The sequence below is a fragment of the Thermoactinomyces sp. CICC 10522 genome, from assembly GCF_016055075.1.
In the GTDB taxonomy this organism is placed as follows: Bacteria; Bacillota; Bacilli; order Thermoactinomycetales; family Thermoactinomycetaceae; genus Thermoactinomyces_A; species Thermoactinomyces_A daqus.
In genome coordinates this window covers 45,625-69,103 of record NZ_JAECVY010000011.1, presented here as the reverse complement: position 1 = coordinate 69,103, position 23,479 = coordinate 45,625, and the positions used below count along the sequence as shown (strand labels likewise).

At 49.7% G+C, this 23,479-nt stretch carries 22 protein-coding genes; 16 read left to right on the top strand and 6 right to left on the bottom strand.

The features are described from left to right. Position 1: 1 nt before the first annotated feature. From purN to purD, 4 genes are all read left to right on the top strand, one after another. Positions 2-577, top strand: coding sequence for a phosphoribosylglycinamide formyltransferase (gene purN / locus I8U18_RS13715; protein ID WP_198056430.1), 576 nt, complete (start codon positions 2-4; stop codon positions 575-577). 47 nt (positions 578-624) lie between these two features. Further along, positions 625-2,169 (top strand): bifunctional phosphoribosylaminoimidazolecarboxamide formyltransferase/IMP cyclohydrolase, encoded by a 1,545-nt coding sequence (gene purH / locus I8U18_RS13710; protein ID WP_033101356.1) that lies wholly within the window; start codon positions 625-627, stop codon positions 2,167-2,169. Between the two features lie 57 nt (positions 2,170-2,226). Then, a complete protein-coding gene (locus I8U18_RS13705) occupies positions 2,227-2,505 on the top strand; it encodes a hypothetical protein (protein WP_033101355.1) in 279 nt (92 codons plus the stop codon). A gap of 65 nt (positions 2,506-2,570) precedes the next feature. Further along, complete coding sequence (gene purD / locus I8U18_RS13700) at positions 2,571-3,836, top strand: phosphoribosylamine--glycine ligase (protein WP_033101354.1); 1,266 nt, start codon at positions 2,571-2,573, stop codon at positions 3,834-3,836. 120 nt (positions 3,837-3,956) lie between these two features. On the opposite strand, the gene I8U18_RS13695 is transcribed toward purD, so the two are convergent. Both I8U18_RS13695 and I8U18_RS13690 read right to left on the bottom strand, forming a co-directional pair. Beyond that, complete coding sequence (locus I8U18_RS13695) at positions 3,957-4,169, bottom strand: hypothetical protein (RefSeq protein ID WP_033101353.1); 213 nt, start codon at positions 4,167-4,169, stop codon at positions 3,957-3,959. A gap of 701 nt (positions 4,170-4,870) precedes the next feature. Continuing rightward, positions 4,871-5,080 (bottom strand): YgaP family membrane protein, encoded by a 210-nt coding sequence (locus I8U18_RS13690; protein ID WP_033101352.1) that lies wholly within the window; start codon positions 5,078-5,080, stop codon positions 4,871-4,873. A 133-nt stretch (positions 5,081-5,213) separates the two neighbouring features. On the opposite strand from I8U18_RS13690, the gene I8U18_RS13685 reads away from it, so the two are divergent. Continuing rightward, the gene (locus I8U18_RS13685; RefSeq protein ID WP_198056429.1) at positions 5,214-6,989 is read left to right on the top strand and encodes an adenine deaminase C-terminal domain-containing protein; all 1,776 of its coding nucleotides are present in this window, start codon (positions 5,214-5,216) and stop codon (positions 6,987-6,989) included. A gap of 39 nt (positions 6,990-7,028) precedes the next feature. Here the strand turns inward: I8U18_RS13685 and I8U18_RS13680 are convergent, their stop codons facing one another. Beyond that, positions 7,029-7,799 carry an ABC transporter ATP-binding protein gene (locus I8U18_RS13680; RefSeq protein ID WP_052154278.1) on the bottom strand — a complete coding sequence of 257 codons (771 nt, stop codon included), beginning with the start codon at positions 7,797-7,799 and terminating at the stop codon, positions 7,029-7,031. Between the two features lie 672 nt (positions 7,800-8,471). Between I8U18_RS13680 and I8U18_RS13675 the strand changes: the two genes are divergently transcribed. The 4 genes from I8U18_RS13675 (at position 8,472) to I8U18_RS13660 (ending at position 12,109) form a co-directional block, all read left to right on the top strand. Next, positions 8,472-9,815, top strand: a complete 1,344-nt coding sequence (locus tag I8U18_RS13675) for an O-antigen ligase family protein (RefSeq protein ID WP_033101351.1) — start codon at positions 8,472-8,474, stop codon at positions 9,813-9,815. A 122-nt stretch (positions 9,816-9,937) separates the two neighbouring features. Next, entirely contained in the window at positions 9,938-10,567 is a 630-nt protein-coding gene (locus I8U18_RS13670) for a 3D domain-containing protein (protein ID WP_198056428.1), read from the top strand. Between the two features lie 348 nt (positions 10,568-10,915). After that, positions 10,916-11,797 (top strand): DNA-3-methyladenine glycosylase family protein, encoded by an 882-nt coding sequence (locus I8U18_RS13665; protein ID WP_033101350.1) that lies wholly within the window; start codon positions 10,916-10,918, stop codon positions 11,795-11,797. Between the two features lie 162 nt (positions 11,798-11,959). Continuing rightward, a complete protein-coding gene (locus I8U18_RS13660; protein ID WP_160173864.1) occupies positions 11,960-12,109 on the top strand; it encodes a hypothetical protein in 150 nt (49 codons plus the stop codon). A 394-nt stretch (positions 12,110-12,503) separates the two neighbouring features. Here I8U18_RS13660 and I8U18_RS13655 read toward each other — a convergent pair whose 3' ends face one another. Both I8U18_RS13655 and I8U18_RS13650 read right to left on the bottom strand, forming a co-directional pair. Then, positions 12,504-13,433 carry a mechanosensitive ion channel family protein gene (locus I8U18_RS13655; RefSeq protein WP_052154270.1) on the bottom strand — a complete coding sequence of 310 codons (930 nt, stop codon included), beginning with the start codon at positions 13,431-13,433 and terminating at the stop codon, positions 12,504-12,506. A gap of 39 nt (positions 13,434-13,472) precedes the next feature. Further along, positions 13,473-14,444 (bottom strand): metal-dependent hydrolase, encoded by a 972-nt coding sequence (locus I8U18_RS13650; RefSeq protein WP_033101348.1) that lies wholly within the window; start codon positions 14,442-14,444, stop codon positions 13,473-13,475. Positions 14,445-14,742: 298 nt separating this feature from the next. Here I8U18_RS13650 and mutY point away from each other — a divergent pair, with 298 nt between their 5' ends. Together mutY and I8U18_RS13640 are read left to right on the top strand one after the other, a co-directional pair. Further along, positions 14,743-15,831 carry an A/G-specific adenine glycosylase gene (gene mutY / locus I8U18_RS13645; RefSeq protein ID WP_232331040.1) on the top strand — a complete coding sequence of 363 codons (1,089 nt, stop codon included), beginning with the start codon at positions 14,743-14,745 and terminating at the stop codon, positions 15,829-15,831. A 286-nt stretch (positions 15,832-16,117) separates the two neighbouring features. Continuing rightward, positions 16,118-17,566, top strand: coding sequence for a VanW family protein (locus I8U18_RS13640; RefSeq protein ID WP_052154269.1), 1,449 nt, complete (start codon positions 16,118-16,120; stop codon positions 17,564-17,566). Between the two features lie 120 nt (positions 17,567-17,686). On the opposite strand, the gene I8U18_RS13635 is transcribed toward I8U18_RS13640, so the two are convergent. Then, positions 17,687-17,869: a hypothetical protein gene (locus I8U18_RS13635; RefSeq protein WP_220185011.1), complete on the bottom strand. Its 183-nt coding sequence runs from the start codon at positions 17,867-17,869 to the stop codon at positions 17,687-17,689. A gap of 109 nt (positions 17,870-17,978) precedes the next feature. On the opposite strand from I8U18_RS13635, the gene pabB reads away from it, so the two are divergent. From pabB to I8U18_RS13610, 5 genes are all read left to right on the top strand, one after another. Then, positions 17,979-19,397 (top strand): aminodeoxychorismate synthase component I, encoded by a 1,419-nt coding sequence (pabB, locus tag I8U18_RS13630; RefSeq protein WP_033101347.1) that lies wholly within the window; start codon positions 17,979-17,981, stop codon positions 19,395-19,397. A gap of 252 nt (positions 19,398-19,649) precedes the next feature. Further along, a complete protein-coding gene (locus I8U18_RS13625) occupies positions 19,650-20,336 on the top strand; it encodes a hypothetical protein (protein WP_033101346.1) in 687 nt (228 codons plus the stop codon). Positions 20,337-20,433: 97 nt separating this feature from the next. Then, positions 20,434-20,868, top strand: a complete 435-nt coding sequence (locus tag I8U18_RS13620; protein ID WP_033101345.1) for a GNAT family N-acetyltransferase — start codon at positions 20,434-20,436, stop codon at positions 20,866-20,868. 779 nt (positions 20,869-21,647) lie between these two features. After that, a complete protein-coding gene (proC, locus tag I8U18_RS13615) occupies positions 21,648-22,481 on the top strand; it encodes a pyrroline-5-carboxylate reductase (RefSeq protein WP_198056426.1) in 834 nt (277 codons plus the stop codon). A 438-nt stretch (positions 22,482-22,919) separates the two neighbouring features. Then, entirely contained in the window at positions 22,920-23,465 is a 546-nt protein-coding gene (locus I8U18_RS13610; RefSeq protein WP_198056425.1) for a DUF402 domain-containing protein, read from the top strand. The last annotated feature ends 14 nt before the right edge of the window (positions 23,466-23,479 follow it).

Sequence of the window (23,479 nt, the reverse complement as noted above, 5' to 3'; positions counted from 1 at the left end):
CATGGCGATTGCTGTCTTTGCCTCGGGAAATGGCAGCAACTTTCAGGCACTGGTGGAAAGTTCACGGCGGGAGAACTGGCCTTTGCCCATCTCCCTGTTGATTTGTGACCGTCCGGGAGCAAAAGTGTTGGATCGGGCGCGTGCCTGCGAGGTGGAAGCGATTTGTGTGAACCCCAAAGCATTTCCCGATAAAAAAGCATATGAAGAGTCGGTGTTGGCGCACCTTCGCCAAAGGAAGATCGAATGGATTGTGCTGGCGGGCTACATGCGCTTGATCGGCCCTACTTTGCTTCAGGCGTTTCCGAAGCGGATTGTGAATATCCATCCCTCTTTACTGCCTGCGTTTCCGGGATTAAATGCCATCGAAAAAGCTTTTTCCTATCCGGTGAAAGTGTCGGGTGTCACGGTTCACTATGTCGATGAAGGAATTGATACCGGCCCGATTCTTGCCCAGCAACCGGTGGCCATTGAGGAGGGGGATACGCTGGAAAGTTTTGAGAGGAAAATCCACTTCGCCGAACACCAGCTGTATCCCCGGGTGATTCAGGCGTTAATAGACGGTGGCAAGAAATCGTAAGGCAGGTTGCACTCATAGCCTAAGAATCAAACGAAGGAGGAGATCCAGTGGCAACGATACGTCGGGCATTGATCAGTGTTTCAGATAAAACGGGTATTATCGATTTCGCGCGGGAATTAGTGCAATTGGGCGTGGAAATCATTTCGACCGGAGGAACCCACAGAACCCTTGCTGGAGCCGGGCTTCCGGTGACAGGAATCTCAGATGTTACGGGCTTTCCGGAAATCCTCGACGGGCGGGTCAAAACGCTTCATCCCAAAATTCACGGTGGTTTGCTCGCCGTTCGCGGTCTTGCTTCCCATCTCAAACAGATGGAGGAGAACGGAATTTCACCGATCGATCTCGTCGTGGTAAACCTGTACCCGTTTGCACAAACCATTTCCAAACCCGGTGTAAGCGTGGAAGAAGCGATTGAGAATATTGATATCGGGGGTCCGTCGATGGTGCGGTCCGCCGCCAAAAACCATCAGTATGTGACGGTTGTCGTCGATCCGGCGGATTATGGCCTTGTCCTGGAAGAATTGAGGGAAAGTGGCCGGACTACGGCGGAGACCAGACGGAAATTGGCGGCCAAGGCGTTTGGCCATACCGCACACTACGATGCACTGATCGCCGGTTATTTCAATCGATTGACAGGGGTCTCGTTCCCGGAGCAGTTAACCATCCCGCTGACCAAACAACAGGCGCTTCGCTACGGGGAAAACCCTCACCAACAAGCCGCATTTTACCGTGAACCGCTGCCGGGGGCAGGCACGTTGGCCAGCAGCACTCAACTTCACGGAAAGGAACTCTCCTATAACAATATCAACGACGCCAACGCAGCGCTCGCTCTGCTCCGCGAATTTACGGAACCGACCGTCGTGGCGGTGAAGCACATGAACCCTTGCGGCGTCGGGGTAGGAAAAACGCTGTCTGAGGCTTGGCAAAAGGCATATGAAGCCGATCCCGTCTCCATATTTGGCGGAATCATTGCGGTTAACCGGCCTGTCGATCGTGATACGGCTGAAAAGATGAAGGAGATCTTCCTGGAGATCATTTTGGCCCCATCTTTTACCGAAGAGGCACTGACCATCCTGAAAACCAAGAAAAATCTTCGTTTGCTTGCCCTGGGCGAAGAGGTACCGGCAGAAGGGGCGTCACTCAAATTGCAATCGGTCAGCGGAGGAGTTTTGGTTCAGGAAGAGGATATACGGGCGGTCCGCAAAGAGGAATGCCGGGTGGTGACAGAGCGCGCACCGAGTGAAGAGGAGTGGGAGCAGCTCCTGTTTGCCTGGAAAGTGGTGAAACATGTGAAATCCAATGCCATTGTCTTGGCAAAGGATTTTCGCACCACCGGCGTAGGGGCAGGACAGATGAACCGTGTCGGCGCTGCCGTCATCGCCGCCAACCAGGCAAAGGAAGACGCGAAAGGCTCCGTTCTGGCTTCTGACGCCTTTTTTCCGATGAAGGATACTGTTGAAGCGGCAGCCAAGGCAGGAGTAACCGCCATCATTCAGCCAGGTGGATCCATTCGCGACGAAGAGTCGATCGCAGAGGCCAACAAACACGGTATCGCAATGGTCTTTACCAGTGTTCGACACTTTAAACACTAACAAGTATCAGGCCCCTATCCTTTGGCGTATACTAGGGCAAAGGATGGAGGGGGTTCTATGCGAGTTCTCGCTTGGTCACTTCTGTGGTTTTTTGTTTCTCTGACAGTGACGGGCATCGTCTCCTACGAGCTCGGCGGCGCTGATCTGCTGACGTGGAGAAGCGGGCTGCGCACGGCAGGAGGCGTCTTTTTCCTGGCGGCTCTGGTGGTCGGAGGTGTGCTTACGACCAAGTCGGCTTACCGGAGCCGTACAAAATTTTTTTATCGCGAAGATTGGTCGTTTATCTGTATTTTGGTTACGATCGGTCTGTTCGGACTCAGCCTGTTGATCCGATAACATCGTCCGTGTGGGGCGATGTTTTTGCCGGAAAAAGACGAATGGGTTTTAGGAGGGGACAAGCCGTGAAAATTCTGGTGATCGGCAGCGGAGGAAGAGAGCATGCGCTGGTGTGGAAATTGGCACAAAGTGCAAAAGTGAGCAAAATTTATTGTGCGCCCGGAAACGGTGGAATTGCTGCCCAGGCGGAATGTGTGCCGATTGAGGCGACTGATGTGGATCGGCTTGTACAGTTCGCCAAAGAAAAGAACGTCAATCTGACTGTGGTCGGACCGGAGGCGCCGCTTTTGCAGGGGATTGTCGATCGTTTTCAGGCAGAGGGGCTCGCGATTTTCGGCCCGAAGCGGGAAGCGGCCAATTTGGAAGGAAGCAAGCGGTTTGCCAAGGAAATCATGGAAAAATACCGGATTCCGACCGCTTCCTTCCGTTCGTTTACTGATCCGCATGAGGCGAAACGCTACGTTCGGCAGCAAGGAGCCCCGATTGTTGTAAAAGCGGACGGTTTGGCCGCTGGAAAAGGGGTTGTGGTTGCCCGTACCGTGGAAGAAGCAGAGCAGGCGATTGAAGACGCCATGGAGAAAAAAGTGTTTGGCGATGCCGGGAATGAAGTGGTCATCGAAGAATACTTAAGCGGACCTGAATTTTCCCTGATGGCGTTTATGGATGGCACTGTGGTTAAACCGATGGTCGTGGCCCAAGACCACAAACCGGTGTACAACGGCAACCAAGGGCCGAATACCGGGGGAATGGGGGCTTATTCGCCCGTTCCGCAAATTCCGCCCCGTATGGTGGAGCAAGCTGTGGAAACGATTTTGGAGCCGATGGCTCAAGCTCTTCGCAAGGAAGGAATCGAATATAAAGGAGTTTTGTACGCCGGATTAATGCTGACCGACGAAGGCCCGAAAGTGATTGAGTTTAACGCCCGCTTCGGCGACCCTGAGACACAGGCGGTTCTGCCCCGGCTTCAGACCGACCTCGTTGATGTTCTGATGGCGGTCATCGACGGTCACTTGGCGGATATAAGCCTTCAATGGAGTGATCAGGCGTCCGTTTGCGTCATTCTGGCCGCAGGGGGATATCCGGGGACATATGAAAAGGGAAATCCGATTGCCGGAATCAGCGGACAGGAAAGCGGGGAGACGATCGTCTTTCATTCCGGAACCAAACGCGAAAACGGACAGATTGTGACAAACGGAGGGCGCGTTCTCGGTGTGGCGGCTCTGGGTGAGAGCATTGACGAAGCGCGGGAAAAAGTGTATCGGAGAATCGAAGAAGTTTCTTTTAAGGAGATGCATTACCGGACGGATATCGCGGACAAGGCTACATTCTGAAGAGTGAAAACGGGGAAACTGCCGGCTGAACAGGTCGGCGGTTTTTTGATGCGAAATAAAAAACGAGCCGTGGCAATGGCTCGTCGTTTTTGGTTATCGATTTAACAGGGGGGATCCGGTTCAGCCGATTTTGGTCGTCTCTTTTTCCCCTTGAATGCTGATTCCGTCAACCGGGATTTTAAACCACCAACCGCCTTGCGTTTTTTTCACTGGTTGGTATCCTGCTTTTTTCAGGGAACGGGCGACAGTCCAGCTAGCGGTGTAGACGGTGGCGAGATTGGTTGACTCATCAAACTGGATCACAGTTTCTTTTTCCATATCGCTAAGGGACATTGCACTCACTCTCCTAAACGGTTTTAATCTTCAAAAAAACCGATCGTATGTTCGCTTGTCTGTATTCATATTCTACCATGTTGTGCTTTAATTGCCACCCACTAATTGATAAAATGTTTATAACTCTTTTTCGACGCCAGGTTACAAATTGTCCTTCTTTTTTTGATAAAAAATGACGAAATTTGTATGCAACTTTGGTAAAATTCGTTTTTTGTCGAATCAACCTGCTTGGTCAAAGTTGAACAACCTTCATATTTTTTGTGTCAAATTCTGCCGGATCATGTGATTTACGGTTGTGTGCAGCGACGAATGTTCGATTTATCTGATTAAGTAAATTTCTAAGCATGATTCTAAGCGATCATCGGCATTTAATCAACCGTTAATGAGAAACGATTTCAAAAATCGTGCATAACTGATTTGTCAGGAGCATCAAATCGGTCAGGTACGACAGGTTTGAAAGCGCTGCCACAACCAGAGAGGTCACTCGCTTACTATATACCCAATATATTGATCTTGGAAACTATTATACAAAAAAGTCTGAATATAGGCAAGGGATTTGTTTTTGCATTTTTATATTTCTATTTGCAATTCATAGCATGGTTCTCCCCTTCCCCTTTGTGTGTAAAATGAAGGGGGAGGGGTGACGTATCCATCGCCGCTGTCAAGAACTTTGATTGCTGTGCCTGATGTCGTTTTACCGGTTACATATTGCCTTTGTTGCCCAGTGTGTTTTTGCCAAACAGCGCCAGCACCGGGCAATAACGGGTCAACCCTTCGGCGACTTTCATGGCGGAGGCCAGGGCGATCAGGAATGGAAAATTGCGCCGGCCTTTGGAAGTACACCAAGCCAAACCGACAAGGCCGCAAGTGATGCGCAGGAGCGCATCCAATGTTCCGATGTTTTTCTGCATTTTTTTCACTCCTTTCCCTCTGCCGGAACAGGTATGCATTTCACGATGGTGGAAGTTCCGATGAAAACAACATCTCTGCTGTCGGACTTATTATTTGCTGCAATGGGAAAGCGTTATACGGGAGTAATTAATGGTGAAGGAGGAAGTAATATTGGGCGTGCATATGACTAGAGAAGAGCATGATTTGCTGATTGAGGTGGCGATGGGGAGAAAAGCGCCGACGTTGCTAATTCGCGGCGGTGAAGTGTTGAATGTGTATACCGGGCAGCTTTTGCGCCAGGATGTGGCGCTGGCCGGCCGCCGCATCGCCTATGTGGGTGAGCTGAAGCAAAGCGGTTTGCGCCTGGAGGATGATGTTCCGGTGCTCGATGCAAGCGGACAAGTGTTGGTGCCAGGCTATATCGAACCGCATGCCCATCCGTTTCAGCTCCATAATCCAGTCACATTGGCGGAAAAAGTGGGAGCGCTCGGTACGACGACGCTGATCTCGGATAATCTAGACTTTTTTGTCTCATGCACTCCTCAGCAGGTTATCCGTTGGATGGACGACTTGGCGCGGTTAAAAGTGCGTCTCTTTTGGTGGGCGCGGCTGGACGGGCAGACCTATTTGCCGCAGGATGATCTTTTTTCTGTTCCGCGTGTCAGAGAGGTGCTGGAGCATCCGCGGGTGCTGCAAGCGGGCGAACTGACGGATTGGATACCATTGCTCGCCGGGGACCCGTCGATGAAGCAATTGGTTCGCCAGACCAAAAATTTGGGGAAACGGGTGGAAGCACACGCACCGGGGGCATCCTACCGGACTTTGGCGCGGCTGGCGGCGGCGGGAGTGAGCGGTGACCATGAAAGCATCAGTTTTGATGAGGTTTGGCGCAGATTGCAACTCGGGTATTTTGTCACGCTGAGACACAGTTCGATCCGGCCGGATCTCCCTGTATTGCTGGAAGGATTGCTGAAGGAAAAGGATGTGCCGTGGCACCGTTTAACGATGACGACGGATGGAGCGACCCCTCTTTACTTCAAAAACGGCTTTACCGATTATTTGATCCGGACGGCCCTTGATTGCGGATGTTCCCCTGTTCACGCGTACCAGATGGTTACCATCAACCCGGCCGTTTATTACCGGTTGGATGATCACCTGGGTGGAATTGCTCCCGGACGGCTGGCCAATATAAACGTCCTTTCCTCGCTGACTGAGCCGTGCCCCGTACTTGTGCTGGCCGACGGGGAGATTTTGGCGCGCGAGGGAAAATGTTTGCATCCGTTTTCAGGAGAGGAAGATTTTTCCACCATCATTACGCCTCCGTCGGATGTCCGTTATGCGGAGACTGATTTTCGTCTTCCCGTGAAAGACGGAGATTCTTTTCCGGTGATGCATCTGATCAATTCCGTGATCACGAAAAGTTTACAGGAGGAGGTTCAGTTTTCGGACGGCGGGATGCTTTCCCCAGATGATGACCTCCTGTATGCTTTTTTGGCCGACCGCGCGGGGAAATGGATCACACCCGGATTGGTGCGCGGCTTTGGGCGTGGAATAGACGGGTTGGCATCCAGCTATACGGGCTCCGCACAGGGAATCGTGGTGCTGGGGCGTTCTCCGGAGGCGATGGCCCGGGCTGTAAACCGGGTGCTTCAGTCCGGAGGAGGGATTTATTGGATCCAGGCGGATGAGGAAGTTTTCTCCTTGCCTCTGCCTCTCCTGGGCACGATGAATCACGATTCGCTCGATCAGTTAATCGCAAAGCTGGAGCCGTTTGCGCGGCGTCTGAGCTATCATGGCTTTACCCATCTCGATCCGCTCTACTCCCTGTTATTCCTGTCTGCGACCCATCTGCCGCAGCTCCGGTTGACGAATGAAGGGCTGATGTCGGTAAAGGACAAGCATATTCTCGTTCCGGCACAGAAGCGATAGGGTGGAGATCATCGCGATGGAGGTTCGGGAGGATTGCGGTCATGGAACCCTCTGAACCGGTTTGGGGTGGATTTCCCGGCCTTTGGTGTAAGGGATCAGGAGGGGTGTGCCGTAGACCGGATCGGTCGCGATGGTCGCTTTCAGCCTGAACACATCTTCCACCATCTGCTCAGTGATGATTTGTTCCGGCGGGCCCTGGTCATAAATTTGCCCGTCCTTGATGGCGATGATCTGGTGGGCATAACGGCAGGCCAGATTCAGATCATGTAAAATCATCACAATCGTTCGCCCTTGATTCGCATTTAATTCATACAACAGATCGAGAATCTCGATTTGATGCGTCAAATCCAAATAGGTTGTCGGTTCGTCCAGCAGAATGACTTCCGTATCTTGGGCCAGCGTCATTGCGATCCAGGCCCGTTGTCTCTGTCCGCCGGACAATGCATCAACAGGATGGTGTTCCCACTTTTCCATCTTCGTTGTTTGCAAGGCCCAGCGGACTTTTCTTTCGTCTTCCTCGGACCACTGGCTGGTCCACGTTTGGTACGGATAGCGCCCCTGTTTGACTAGCTGAAATACGGTCAATCCTTCGGGAGATTCCGGCCCCTGAGGGAGGATGGCCAACTGCTTGGCAACTTCCCGGGTGGGGAGCTTGTTAATTTTTTTACCATTTAACAAAATTTGGCCGGCCCGGGGCTTTAACAGCCGGGCTAATGACCGCAGCAGGGTCGATTTTCCACAGCCGTTGCTCCCGGCGAGAACAGTGATTTTTCCTTTGGGGATCTGCAACTGCAGTTCTTCGATAATCATCTGGCTGCCGTAGGATAACGTGAGATCCTCGGCTTTCAGCACCGTTGACAAAAGAATCCCTCCATTGGTCTGGAAACAGTTTTCATCTGGTTGATCGTCTATCATTTTATGTGAATATGTGATTATCGTCAATGAGAATGATAGTTATTATCACCTGTTGTTGACCAGAATGGGTCCATTCGGTATATTAGGAGAAGCGAGTCAGGATCTCCACGTTTTTAATTGACGGAGAGACAGAAGCGTTGCCCTGAACGGAGAGCAATCGCATCATTAACGATCTTTTGAACGGCAAACGTTTGAAGATAATATTCTCAGGCATGAAAGCATTTTGTTTACAACTGACGGTAAGGTGGGGAATGGATTGGTTCCATCCAAGCATGCCCTGCCTTTTCTTTTGTGAGCCTTAGTGGTTTTGGTTGGTTAAAAAAAGGAAATAAAGAGTGTGCAAATAGAATGTTAATAGAAATTTTGCTGAATAAAGGGGATTTGCCCTTTTACCGGGAATAAGTAGAGGGTTTTTGTTTACAATAATGGCAAGTTTTTTTCCTGATTTCGGTGAAGTTTATTTCATCTTGAAGAAGGGGTCCTTTTTCCTGGCTCTATTGGCATTTTATGTGAAAAATGGTGCAGGTTTACCTGTATATGGAAACTGCAAAAAAGGAGTTTATTCTTTTGAAGGAACTTAACCGTTTAGCGATAAAGCGGCTCACTCAGCTATTATATTTGTCTATTCTTCTCTCTCCGTTTCTGCCGCCGGTCGCCCTTCTCATGACGGCATTGGCGACGTTATTTACTGTCAGGGAAAAGTGGATGTTCAACCGATGGCCGGAAAAGATTTTTTTAAGCTTTATTATTTTATCTTTAGTCAGCTGGCTGGTCGATCCTTCCTGGATTTACGGGATTCCGATCGGCGTGATTCCCATGGCGATGTTCGCGCTTTATTATTTGCTCAGCATCTGGATCCGGCATAAGGTGAAATGGTCCTGGCAGGAAGTGCAGACCATGTATTTGCAGTTTTGGCTTGGCGGTTTGTTTGTGGCCCTGATTGTGTTCATCCAGCAGCTGGATTGGCCGGTGCTCAATCATTCTCCGCTCGGTCCGATTTTGCATTTTTACAATGAATTTCGCTGGCAATCGGAGTGGTCGGTCCGAAGTGTGGGAACGACGGGAAACTCCAACTTGACCGCAGCTTTATTAATTTGTTTTGCCTTGATGAGCATTTATGCCTCGTCCGTTTTACAGAAAGCCTGGCAAAAAGTCGCCGCTTTTTGCGTGTTTATCCTTTATTGTGTCGCCATTTGGTGCACGGGATCGCGCGGTGCCTGGGTCGGTCTGGTCATCGGCTTGATCGTGCAATTGTGGATGACGGGGCATCGGAAGCGAACTGTCACCATCACACTGGCCATTATTTTGCTGGCATATTGTTTTCCGGAGATCATTCCCCGCCAGGATACATTGGGGAGCACGATCCGCGTGCGTTTGGAAGTATGGACGGTAGCCTTGCAGATTTTCAGGGAACACTGGCTGCTGGGGGTTTTGCCGCTCCATTTTGGCCAGATTTTTGCCAAGAAGGCAGGCTTTTATATCTATCATGCTCATAACATTTTTCTCGGGATTGCCAGTGAATACGGTATTATCGGGCTGGCTTTGTTCCTGGCGCTCATCTATATGACCATTCGCCGGGCGCGCCGCTGGAGGAAAGCTGCCAACCGGAAGGAGGAAAAGCGCCTGGCCGGGATGTTGATCTCACAGACGATTGCCCTGTTGGGTCACGGAATGTATGATTACCCCATCATCGCACCTCAGGTCGGACTTATGTTTATGTTAAGTGTGATCATGATCCATGCCCAATATGAGCGGAGATGCACGAGCAAGCCCGAGTGGAGTGAGCAACAAAAAGAAGGGCAAAAAGGATCGAAGCCGGTCATCCTCCATAAAAATTCGATTTCCGCCATTTTGTTTAATGTGAAAAACTATATTCACCAGCGAGTGGAGTTGTACCGGAAAAGGGCCTAGTCGCGCAAATGATCCTTTCCGGGATGCGAATCTATTTTTTCGACTGGTATAAACTGGCCTTTTTCGGACAAAGCTGTTACCAACTCTAGTAATTTGGAAATAGAGGTGGTAACTTGCATCGCATGCTATGGAAACGATGTTGGATCGGCGTCTTCCTGTTCTGTATGCTCCTTTCCTGCTGTTCCGGCACGGCTTTGGCCGCAGACGGGCAGGCAGATATGATTTATGTTACTGTCAAAAAAGGGGATACCGTTTACGAACTGGCACGCAAGTACGGCACCACGGTTGAAAAAATAAGCGATATAAATCATCTTACCAACCCATCTTTGATTCGGGTTGGACAGATTTTGAAGATTTTACAAAAATCGATTCCGGCGATGGAAGCGGAGGAGAGCAGTCCGTCCGCTGTTCTGGTTTCGGCCTTTCCTGATCTGCCCCGCGGCCAGGCTCTCGGTGAATTTACCTTAACCGCTTATACGGCCGGCCCGGAATCGACGGGCAAAAAGCCGGGAGATCCCGGTTTTGGAATCACTTCGAGCGGCGAGCGGGCCGAGGAAGGTGTGACGATTGCGGTTGATCCCCGTTTCATCCCGATCGGTTCGCGGGTCTACATCGAGGGGATCGGTTACCGGGTTGCCCAGGATACCGGATCAGCGATCAAAGGGAAGCGGATCGATGTTTTTATGAATGATGTGCACGTGGCAAGGCAATTCGGGGTCAAAAAACATGTCAAAGTAGAGATCATTCAATAGGAGCCAAAAAGGATTGGCTCTGACCCTGATAAAATCCAATAGGAGGGGATGGGTGTTTTTCTGCAGCGACCTTTGTGACGAAAGAAACCGGGAGCCAAGAAAAACATCAAGACCCGACGGACTCCTGTTTCGGGTCTCGCACGCTGGGAGCCAAAAAAGTTGGCTCTCTTTTTTCTGTAAACTTTTGTTGCAGGCCGGGGTGCGAAAGCATCTTTTTTCTTCCTGTGCAGCGAACGGCTGAAAGGGCCAGCTCATTCCCCGCTGATTTTGATGAGACTTTCTCCCCGGATTTTGCGCCGGCTGGTCAAGATCGTTTTTCAATAAGGAGAGAAACTGGAGGGAAAGAGGATGAGAATACATCTCCCATTGCGTTATCCTTATTCATTTGCCCATACGACAAAGCGGCTGAAATCTTTTGAGAAGAGCATCTATGTTTATCGTGAAGGCGCTTTTTGGCGAACGATCCGAGGCAGGAAAGGCCCCTTGCTGCTTTCTGTGGCTGAAGATTCGGAACGCCCCGGACTGATTGCCGAGATTTTTGGAGAAGCCGATCCGGAAGAGGAAGAGGAGTTGAAAGGACGAATTGCCCATATGTTTGGTACTGATGTCGATTTAACTCCATTTTATGAGCAGATGAGGCAAGATCCTGTTTTGTGGCCGGTGATTGAGCAAAGAATCGGAATGCATCTGGTTTTGGATGCCAGTTTGTACGAGTGTCTGGTTAAAACGATCATCAGTCAGCAACTGAATCTTTCCTTTGCCGGCACTTTAATTGAGCGATTCATTCAGCTGGCCGGAGATACGGGCCAATTTGCCGGAGAAACATGGAAGGTATTTCCGGCTGCGGAACAGGTGGCGTGCCTCCGTTATGAAGATCTCCGGCATCTCCAGTTCAACCAGCGGAAAGCGGAGTATATCATCGATCTCTCCCGTCTCATCGCCGAAGGGAAGCTGGATCTTGAGACATTGACCGGACTTCCCGACGATGAAGTGATGAAAAAACTGACCGCACTCAGGGGAATCGGGCGCTGGACCGCAGAATGCCTGCTGATGTTTGGTTTGCGCCGTCCCGATTTGCTTCCGGCAGCGGATATCGGCTTGCGCAATGCAGTCGGCCGACTTTACGGATTGCCGGCCAGACCCGATGAGAGTGAAGTGAGAAGAATCGGGGAAAAATGGGCCCCTTATCGCAGCTATGCGACTTTTTATCTCTGGGACACCCTTGGATGAGCAAAAAAGAGCATATATTTGTGTCTTTTCACCGACCCGCAATTCGTATTCTGAGACGGCTTGGGGGGGACAGAAGAAACCCGAAATCGCATGATCTGCGCCAAATGTGGTATGATCATAGGCAGAGCAGCAATTTTTTGCAAACGAAGGAGAGAACGCGCAGTGGCACGGAAAAAAGCGAAGGCAAAAAGAGTAGCCAGCGTCGATGCACAAGGCATTCTCGTTCGCGATCTGAAAGGAACGTTGTTGTGGATTATTGTTGCCGCAGCAGTGACCGCCGTACTGGCAACCGCATGGCAAACGATGATGTAATAAAAAACTGGGCAGCACTGCCCGGCGTGGAGACTGTGGCATGTCCCGCGGACTCCAGACAGACCATTGGAAACGCAGGGGGAACTGCGACCTGACAGCGATGCATCTTCACAGAAAAAAGCAGGAGGGGATCACCCTGCCTGCTTTTTTATCTTTGTGAGCGAGAGAACCAACCCCGGCTTCAGCGATGGGGGTAAGAGTGAGCGTCAGGCGGGGGAGGGGATGTTTTCCCACTCCCGCAAGCCCGAACCCGGGTTGAAAAACTTTGCCGGGATTGTTTGGGAGACTTGCGTTCAAGAACATGGTGAAGGACCATAAGCCGGCAAAATCGATCACGTCATCGTCCCTGCGGACGACCCGGAAATCCCCTGCCTTTGCTCATGGCAGTGGGCAACTATTGCTGCTTTACCATGTCTTTGACCAGATCGGGGAAGTTTTCCGCATGATAGACAATACTGCGCGGATAAGCGATCTGAACGCCGTTTTTATGCAGAAGCAAAACAGCCTCTTTGCGCATTTCCCGCTCCAGTCCCCAATATTCCTCCGGATCGCACAAGGCGGTGATGGTAAATTCCGCACCATTTTGATCAATCCGGGTAATGCCCATAATTTTTGGTTCTTCGATTAAATAAGGGGCATATTTTTTTCCAATGCTTTTACATACTTCTTCCAGCGCATGGTTCACCATCGTGAGATCGGATTCGTATGGAACGGTGACCCTTACGATCGCCCGCATCTTTTCGCGATTGTAGTTGGTTACCTGTTTGATATTGCCATTGGCGATATAATGAAGGCGCTGATTGAACTCGCGGATTTTCGTGATTCGCAGTCCGACTTCTTCCACGGTTCCTTCAATTTGCCCGTTGATCTGCACGATGTCGCCGACTTCCAATTGGCTCTCGAAAATCAAAAAAAAGCCGGTGATGATGTCCCGAACGAGATTTTGCGCCCCAAATCCGATGGCCAGGCCCAAAATACCGGCACCGGCTAGCACAGGAAGGGGATCAAAACCCAGATTGACCATGATGGTCAGTACGGCAATGAAATAGATCGTATAGTGGGCAATCGACTTGATCAGTTTGCGCAGAGTATGTGCTTTTTTGGTTCCGATCCGGCTGAATTCAAAAATTTTATCGATAACCCGGTCAAAAAAACGAACCCCGGTGATCGCGATCAGCACGATTAAGGCGATTTGTGCTACCGGGAGGATGATGTAAGAGAAAGGGTCTTCAATGATTCTGGTTATGAGGGTTTTTGTTTCGGTTGCTACTTGTCCGACTTGCTCCCATTTCGTATTCAGCGCATCCGGTTGCGACAAATTCACCGTTCAATCACCTCCACCATGACGAAGCGTTGAAACTTTTCAGGACAAATGCTTTACTTTTTTCTCCAATTGCTCCTCGTTCATCCACCCCACAAAAGAGTAAAAAATATTGTAGTGTTGGTCAAGTAAGGCGACCGCCACAAAGGGAAAATGTTTTTTGTAGTGATAGCGAACGTCCAGCCATCTCACTTCATAGCCGTAAGGGCGCTTCATCACCTGGGGATATCCGTAAGAAGTGAAGGACAGAAACGCCTCAATGGAGTCCGCCTTTTTCGATTGCAGGGCGGCCGGGTGGTTCAGGTCTTCCGTTTTCATTTCTCCTGTCCAGGCAAGGCAGCCATTGCGGATTTCTCCCACCTTGACCTTTTCCTTGGTTTCAACGATCACATTCCACACGTTCCAGCGGACGGTGGGGGTAACGGTATACCGCCCGGGCAGGCTCACTTCCCGTTTGACCCTTTCCGTCAGTCGGAAATGAACAATGCTGCGCCAAGCGATGTAGGCGATGAGGATAAGATAAAGCATTGTATAAATGGGCACCGGCCGGTCAGGCATGATCCGCCAGAGACCGAAACTGATCAGATGGAGGGTGAAAATAAAAGGATCAAAAATGTTCAAGGTATTCCACGACAGCCACTTATGAGAGAACGGTCTCAGCGCCTGCGTTCCATATGTATTAAAGATATCAATAAAAATATGGATAAAAACGGCCAAAAAGGACCACAGCAGACAATGTGCAATGGCTCCGGGGAATAAAAGCGAAATGCCGGCTGTCAGAAGGAGCGGCCATATGATCAACATGGGAAGGGAATGGCTGAAACCACGGTGTTTCCGTATATAGAGCGCGTTTCCCCGAAAGCGGTAAAGCGTATCGATATCGGGGATTTCCGAACCGATTACTGTACTTAACAGCACGGCTTGCGCCGTTTCCGTGTCTGATGCGACGGCCGGGTCAAGATGCGCCAAGCCAAAAAGTCCGATTCCCATAACCAAATGAGTGGCCGTATCCATATGCCATCCCCCTTTTCACCATTTTACCTTAAAAAATCTAACAAAATTATATTACAAAAGCGGTTCCCTTTACCGTGAAAAAACAGATCAAGAAGTGAACATTCCATGGTAACCGTCTTCCTTATGTTCACTCTTACAGGAACTGCATTAGTAAGTTTACCGGATTTCGCTATTTGAGGCGGAATGTTAAAAATCGTACACTTTCATGAACATGAAGGTTGTGTATGATGGTTATAAGGATCTGTATACTGTTGCGCACTTCCTCTCATCACGGTTTTGAAAGAAGGAGGCTTCATCATTGTCAAAAGCGAAAATGGAAGAAGAAATGGATTGCCTGCTCAGCGAGGAAGTGGTGGCGGAAATTCGACGGTCGCTTCTTGACTGGTATCGGCGCAACCGGCGTGATCTGCCGTGGAGAAAAGAGAAAAACCCTTACAAGACTTGGGTTTCGGAAATCATGCTGCAACAGACGCGCGTAGATACCGTCGTTCCTTATTTTGAGCGGTTTATGGAGCAATTTCCCACCCTTGAGGCGTTGGCCGAGGCACCGGAAGAACAGGTGCTGAAAGCGTGGGAAGGGCTCGGTTATTACTCCCGGGCCAGAAATTTGCATGCTGCCGTTAAGGAAGTTGTCGCAAATTACGGGGGAAAGGTTCCGGATGATCTTGAGCGCATCTCCAAACTGAAAGGAATCGGTCCCTATACAGCCGGAGCGATTTTAAGCATCGCATACGACAAGAAAGCCCCGGCGGTCGATGGAAACGTAATGCGGGTTTTTTCACGCCTTTTTGCGCTTACGGACGATATTGCAAAGGTGTCCACACGGAAAAAGATGGAACGATTGGCGGAAACATTGATTCCGGATGAGGCTCCGGGGGATTTCAACCAGGCTCTGATGGAATTGGGAGCATTAATCTGTTCTCCGACTTCGCCACAATGTTTATTCTGCCCTGTTCTCTCGGTATGTGATGCATACCGTCTCGGAATGGAAGAAGAATTGCCGCGGAAAAAGAAGGCCAAACCGCCGACAGAGGAAGAGGTGGCCATTCTCTTGATCACCTGCGGGATGCACTTTCTTGTCGAAAAAAGGCCAGATCAGGGGCTGTTGGCCGGTCTTTGGGGATTGCCAACCATCGGATGGTCAGATCAAAAAGAAATGGAGTCCATTTTGGAATTTTGTGACCAAAAACAAATCCCTGCGACGAAATTTATGATAAAGGGGCAATTTGAACACATCTTCAGCCATCGCCACTGGAAAGTCACCGTGATGACAGTGGAGACGCCCGATACCGGTTGGGAGGTTCCGGAGAACTGGAAATGGGTGACAAAGGAAACGATTGGGGAAATAACGTTAGCCAATGTTTACCATAAAGCCTTGCAATTATGACGCAGATCAGGCAAGAGCTTGAGACGCAAAAAACTTCATCCAACGAAGGAGATCAGGAATGTGGTTGGTTCACATGAACATGCAGACAACATGCCTGAAGACGAATAAATGGTTTTCTGTTTGAATCGAAACATTTTCTTTATGCTGTTGGTCTAAATACGTGAGGAAACGAATCAGTCCGGAGCCCCGGGCCGTTTAGGTTGCCAGAATCCGTTTAATTTTTGTTTGGTCCTTTGATTCAGTTGATTTCCTTAAAAAGAGAATACTTGCAGAGGAGAGAGAGCGGGTGGAAGACAAAAAAAAGCGCGAACCCGAACAGCCTTTGTCCGAGGAAAGGGACGAACGGAAAGAAATAAAGGGGGCGGGGGAGTCACCAGCTTCACCGGAACCGGGCACGGAAGTGAGGCATGAAGAAGAGCGGAGTGAAAAGACATCAACAGAACCGGAACAGGCGCATCCTGATAAACCGGCGGATTTTCCGCTTTCGTCCCGATGGGATTTCGGTTCAAGCGAAAAAGACGGCCCCCTGTCGAAGAATGAAAACGCCAACAGCAGCGATGTCGACGTACCCGCCAGCGCGGATCATCATCCTGAGCCGGTGCAGGTGGAAGTGCAGAAACCGGCAAATCCCCGGCCAGAGTCCGCCAAGGAGGATACGGGAATCTTTTCCGCAATCAAAAGAGAGGTTCACAGCACTCCGAAACCAAAGAAAATCCTCATTGCCACTCTGGTCGCCTCGATGACCGTGGCCGGTTTGTTCGGTTTTGGCGCATATGCGTTTGATTCCAGCAAAGTCAAGGCGGACGTCCCGGCTGCTGTGAAAGAACAGCCGAAACCGGCTAAGTTGCAATTATATTTGGATGATAAAAAATTTGAGCTAGATCTGCTCAGTATCGGTTATGACGGGAAAGATTTATCGACGATCAATCAGGAAAAGCTGGCAAAATGGCTGGACAGTGTCAGGGATCAAGTGAAAATCGAACCGAAAAACGCCAGATTTAAGCACAATAAATGGGGAAATTCGATCATTCGCGGGGAAGAAGGCCGAGTGATGGATGTGAAGACCGTGAAAACGTGGTTGAAAGACCTTCGCCCCTATATCAACAAGCCGACGCAAATTCCCACCATTTCGGTTGCGCCGAAAGTTTCCTCGGCAGACCTGCGTGAAGTGAACAAAAAGATGATCGGCAGTTACACCACCAAGTTTGATCCGGGGAACGTAAACCGTACCACCAACATCAAACTGGCTTCGGCCCAAATCAATAATCTTGTACTTTTGCCAGGAGAGCGTTTTTCCTTCAATAAAGTCGTCGGAGAGCGGACGGCTGCCCGGGGGTATAAACCGGCGCACGTGATCGTCAAAGGGGAGTTTACGGAAGGGATTGGCGGCGGCATCTGCCAGGTTTCCTCCACGCTCTACAACAGTGTCGATGAAGCGGGACTAAAGGTCACGGCGATTCAACACCACAGCGCCGAGGTGACTTATGTGCCGAAAGGACGGGATGCCACCGTCTCCTGGGGAGGACCTGATTTCCGCTTTAAAAACAATTTGAACAAACCGGTTCTGCTGAAAATTAAAATTTCCGGTTCCCATCTTACGGTCAATGTATATACCAGCCCGGGAGCCAAGGTTCAGTCGCGCAAAGTTGAGAAAGCACCTGAATCGTTCAGCACGATCACGGTTGATCCGACAAAACCAAATGCGCAATTGCCCAAAACGACAACCAGTCAGTAAAAGCAAATCCCCCTTGGTTGTCCCGGTGTTCAATGAAACACCCGGATCACCGGAGGGGGATTTTTTGCGCAGGCGATGACCGGAAAACCGCGTTCCTCATGCATTCAGCTTGCCATCCCTTTAAAAATGGTCATAAATATTCGGCGTTTGGCTGTTCCATGTCTGATTGCCCCTGTTTTCGATCTCTTTTATGACCTGACGGTGCAAGCTGGCGCCTTGCTGGTTTAAGTAAGGAGACATTTGCGCCATAATAAAGTGGTGGTACGAAAGTTCATCCAGATTCCAGTCTGTTAAGGGTGTCATGCTCAATTCTTCAAGGTTTCGGCCAGTATACACAATCCATCACCTCAAAAAAAGTATTGGATAAAAAGAAAAAGATCATGCATTTTTGCAAAAGAAGGACGTTGTTGCAATGAAATGGATCATACGTGAAATTCCTTTCAAGGTTCGCCCGGAACACGTCTTTGCCCATCTCTACCGGGATGAACCCTATGCATTTTGGCTCGACGGAAATCGTCTGGCACCGGGACTGAGCCGGTACTCCTTTATGGGGGCCAATCCCTCTTTTTTGGTTCGGGTGCAGTCAGGGAAAATCGAATGGATTCACCAAAACACCGTGCAAGCTGACACAGGGGACCCTTTTCAAGCGATTCAAAAGTTGCTGGATGAGCATCAAACGCCCGCAGGAACCGGCAAGCCTTTTCCGTTCATCGGGGGGTTGGTCGGCTATTTTGGTTATGAAATGAACCGGTTTATTGAGAAACTTCCCGATCTCCCGGAGGATCCCACCCAGGCTCCGGTGTCATGGTGGATGTTTGCCGACCAGGTTCTCATTTACGATCAGCTGGAAGGAAAATCATATTTGAGCAAACGGGTCAACGACAGTGACGGGGAAAAAGATCTGGAGCAGTGGCTGTCCGCCGTAAAACGGGCATCTGATACACCGCTTCCCGAACCCGACATTTCTCCTGCGGAGGGGAGTACGCCGTTTGCCCAAGTGGAATCGTATGATTCCTACTGCCGCAAAATCAGGAGAATCCTCGGGGAAATCGCTGCGGGCAATATCTATCAGGCGTGTTTCACCCACCAGCTTTCCGCTGATTTTTCCGGTCATCCCTTTGATCTGTACCGGATATTGCGCCGGATCAATCCCGCTCCTTTTTCCGCCTATCTGCGGTTTGGCGATCTCTTTGTCCTCTCTACTTCCCCTGAACGGTTTTTGAAGCTGGAAGGGCGGAGGCTGGAGAGCAGACCGATCAAGGGAACGAGGCCGCGGGGAAGGAGTGCGGAAGAAGATGATGCGCTCGTCTTGGACTTGAAATCAAATGAGAAGGACCGTGCGGAAAATGTCATGATTGTTGATTTGGTGCGCAATGATCTGGGAAAGGTATGCGAAACTGGCAGTGTCCGCGTATCGGAACTGTTGAAAGTGGAATCTTATGCTACCGTCCATCAGTTGGTGACGGTCGTTGAGGGGAGGCTGAAGCCGGACGTTCCGGCGCTTGAGGCAATTCGGGCAGCTTTTCCCGGAGGTTCCATGACCGGAGCCCCGAAAATTCGGGCGATGGAGATTTTGCATGATTTGGAGCCGGTGGCCCGCGGCATCTATTCCGGCGGTTTGGGTTATTTGGATGTTCGCGGCGGCTTTGATCTCAGCATGGTCATCCGCACGATCATTGTCCGGGAGGGAAAGGCCTTTTTTCATGTCGGCGGGGGCATAGTGGCCGATTCTGATGAACAGCTGGAATATCAGGAATCGATGGACAAGGCATTGGCGCTGAAGAAGGCGATCCTTCTGGCCGGAGATCGCTGTCCGAGCCCCATCGTGTAAAAGGCGGTTTCCTGCCCCGTTTTCCCTGAGTCCGATTGTTCGTCCTTCCGTGTGGCAGATTTTGTTGGATTCAGGGTTCTCCGGTTCTCTTCACGTTCCGTTTTTGTTCATGCGGGCGGTCATAAATGGGTTAAATTGGTGTGGTTTAGGATAAAATGGGAATAGGGAGAAAATTTTATCTGTAATCTTTAATCTTTGCATCGTTTTGCCAGTGGAATGTCGGGCAGGATCGAAACGGAAGGAGACCGACAGATGAAAACAGCGCCGCCACACGGTGTCAGAAAGCCATGGTTTTCTTGGGTGTTCAAAGGTTCAGCTTGCCTGCATTTCGTGTCCGTTCTGCTGATTTTATTTGTTTTACTGCAGATGGCGAAACAGCCTTGGTTGTCGAGATCCGTTTATTTTCTGGAACATGAAAAATGGGTCATGCTCGCCTGGGTGAGTTCGTTTCTGGCCGTGCTCTCATTTTTGGCCATCTATACGATTTTGTTATTTGCCTTAAATGACCGGTTTCGCATCATTTTGCAATGGGCCTGGTTGATTCAACTGATCGGAGGGGCGGTCTTTCTGCTTTACCATCTGGTGCAGATGCTTCTGTTTCCTCTCATGGTTCATCTTTTTTTGCAGATGCCGACGCTGAATCTGATCCGGCATCTGGAGGAATGGGACTCGTTATTGATCCGGATGGTCGGTGTATTTGGACCCACGTGCTGGGCGATCGGGGGGTTAATTTACACCGCGGTGATGTTCCGCACCAGGGAATTTTCTCCGTTCCTCAGCTGGTGGTCGCTGCTGGTTTGGACGGTGGTGCTGGCCGGAGTTGTCAGTTTTCGATGGATGGGTTTTCATGTTTCCTTTTTACAAGGATTTGCCATTTTTATCTTTATTCCCTGGTTGTGGAATATGGGTGAGCAGGTAAAATCGGGATTTTCTAATTAAGCAGGATGGTTTTCGCAGATTGAAATAAAAATGAAACTTGAGGTAAAATAGAAAAGCCAAGGTATGTGATACTTCCCCAATGGAGGAGAATCAGGTTATGCGCCTACGCTCTTTTCAACTGGCAGATGTACATGACGTTTTAAGAATCTGGCAGATGACAGCTTCCCATCAGAAGGAAAGGGAAACGCTTCGGGTTTTGTATGAACAGTTAGCTTACGACCGGGATCTGGTTATTGTGGCCGAAGCACCGGATCAACGGGTGATCGGAGCCATTGTGGGAACAATTGACAAACACACGGGATTCTTCTATTGTCTCGCTGTTGACCCGAACTTTCAGAAACAAAGGGTCGGTACTGCATTAGTGCGTGAATTGGAGTACCGTTTTTTGCAAAAAGGGGTAAAAAGGATTTGGATCACGGTAGACAAGGGTACGGAAAAATTGCTCCCCTTTTACCAATATCTCGGTTACAGCAATACTTGTTCCACCCGTTTGGAAAAAGAGCTGTTTGTCAGTCAGCGATGTACTGGTTGATCGTTGTTTTTGTTTTTTGCCTATGGTTTTGTCTGTTTTTAATCTGCCTGAAGTACGGCAGATTTTTTTTGTGTCCAAATCCTTTCAGGAGGGGAGAGGAAGATAAATGTCTTCCCACATAATAGGGTATCTGTTTTATGTTAAGAATACTACACTTTGAATACGCTTTCAAATTAAAATTATTTGAACGGCTTATTTTTTTGTTGGATTGACTGGTAAGCATAAGGCGGAAAAGCCGGAACAGATTTAGATGGCGAACGGTTCGTGTTAAAAAATAAATCATTATTTTAGATGATGGTTTAAAGGAATCTGCCGAAGTTTTTGTGAATGGCTGCTATATTGGGGAGAATGCGGATGGTTGCGTGCCGGAAGCAAAGGAAAGGATGAAAAATAAGGAATTCCCTTAGAAATCAATCATAAAGCAATTCCGGCCGATTTGATTATTCCCTGTTGACATCAGGGGTTTTTTTTCACATAATTACTACTAACAATTGAGAGCGAAACGTGATGACAAGGACCAGTAGAGCATTCCCCAACTGTACAGAGAGCGAAACCCGCAGGTTGAGAGGTTTTGCCAGTTGGCTGCTCGAACCCATCCTTTGATGCGGCTGATGATAAATCAGATCGGGGCCAACCCGTTATCCTGAGCGATGTTAAATCGCGCTGAGCTGGGCGCTTTCATGGCGTCAACAAAGGTGGTACCGCGGGAGTTAACCTCTTTCGTCCTTTGGGATGAAGGAGGTTTTTGTTTTTTAGTCATCAAAAGGAGGTAGAAATCCATGTTACAAGAGCGAACCATTGGCTTTATCGGGGCAGGTTCCATGGCTGAAGCGATTTTGGCAGGATTGCTCCGGCAAAAGGAGGTAAGCCGGAAACAGATCTCGATTATCAACCGCGAGGATCAGGAACGGTTGAAAGAACTGACCGAAAGATACCGGTTGGACGAAACGAAGCAACGTATCGAAACAGTAGCGAAATCGGACATTGTGATTTTGGCAGTCAAACCGAAAGATGTGCCGGAAGTGTTGCAGACCTGGGGCCATCTCTTTTCGGAAGATCAGATGCTGTTGTCGGTGGCGGCAGGCATTTCAACCTCTCTGCTTGAGCAGCACGTCACCGGAAAGATGGCGGTGATTCGTGTCATGCCAAATACCTCTTGTGCCGTCGGTCAGTCGGCGACGGCGATTTGTCCGGGGAGCCACGTCAGCCCGGAGCAACTGGAAACAGCTCGACTGATTTTTCGCAGTATCGGATCGGTTATCGTCGTTGATGAGTCTTTGATGGATGCAGTCACCGGATTGTCCGGCAGCGGGCCCGCCTATGTTTATTATCTGGCAGAGTCCCTGGAGGCGGCGGGGATTTCGGCCGGGCTTTCCCCGGAAACGTCACGTGCATTGACCGTGCAAACCTTGCTCGGAGCGTCGCAAATGCTCCTCAAGACCGGCAAGGCGGCGGAAGAATTGCGACGTGAAGTCACCTCACCGGGAGGGACCACGATGGCCGGGCTCGAAGTTTTGGATCAATACCAGCTGGATGAAGCGATAAAAAAAGCTGTGCTCAGGGCCAAAGCCCGTTCGGTTGAAATGGGACAGCAAATTGCGATCACTTTCTGATACCGGGGGCATGGAGAAGACGACTCCATGCCTTTTCCCGCTTACGAAGAAATTTAAACATTTAAATCAACGAAAGTGGGGAAAGGCAGACATCAGGATCGGGCGAGTCTATAATGAAAACGTGTTAATTTCAAATAATAACCAAGTGAATTTTAAGATAATCAGATTGGCTGCCGTTTGTCAATCCTTTTTCCGCGAAGAGGCGCCGGAGTGCTTGCGGGCGCGCACATGTCGGCCACGAGGGACTCAGCCCGTCCCGACCCACCTGTTTTTATTCACTTTGATCCCGGGATTGCGCTTGTCGCGGCCGGAATGCTTTTTGTCTGATCCCGGCCAAGAGCAACGCCTCAGGCTTTAAATGATAAATTCTGAGTTTTAGGTGTTTTATTTTTTTCTCTTTTTGGAAATAAAGAAACTAGAGCGCTTGAGGTGAGGAAAATGATACCAAAAAAGGGTGATACGATTCGCATTGAAAGCTTAAAATACGGGAATTTGATGCACAGGGCTTGGAAAAAATCGGTGATTTTGCAACCGGGAGAACCGCTGGTACTTGCCAACTACAATGCAAAAGTGGTAGAAAAAAATGGTGTTGAATGGGATTTTCCGGGTTTGGCAATTTGTCTTTTTTCCAAGCGCGATTGGTTCCATACGGTTATCTTGTATGACGACCAGTTCCGGCTCAAGGAGTATTACTGCAACATTGCATCACCCTACTGGTGGGACGAAGCGGGAAAAACGCTCTGCTATATCGACTACGATTGGGATTTGATCGTCAAGCCTGATTGGCATTACCAATGGGTGGATGGGGACGAGTTTGAAGCGAATCGCTTGCACTACGGATATCCCCAAACGGTTGTGGACAGTGTGAACAGAGCCAAACAGGAACTGGAAGGACGGGTATTGCGGCAGGAGGAACCATTTTCTCCCGAATTCGCTCCATTTTGGTATCATCAGTACCTAATGCTGAAGACTGAAGCGGGATGATGGAGTGAATGTGC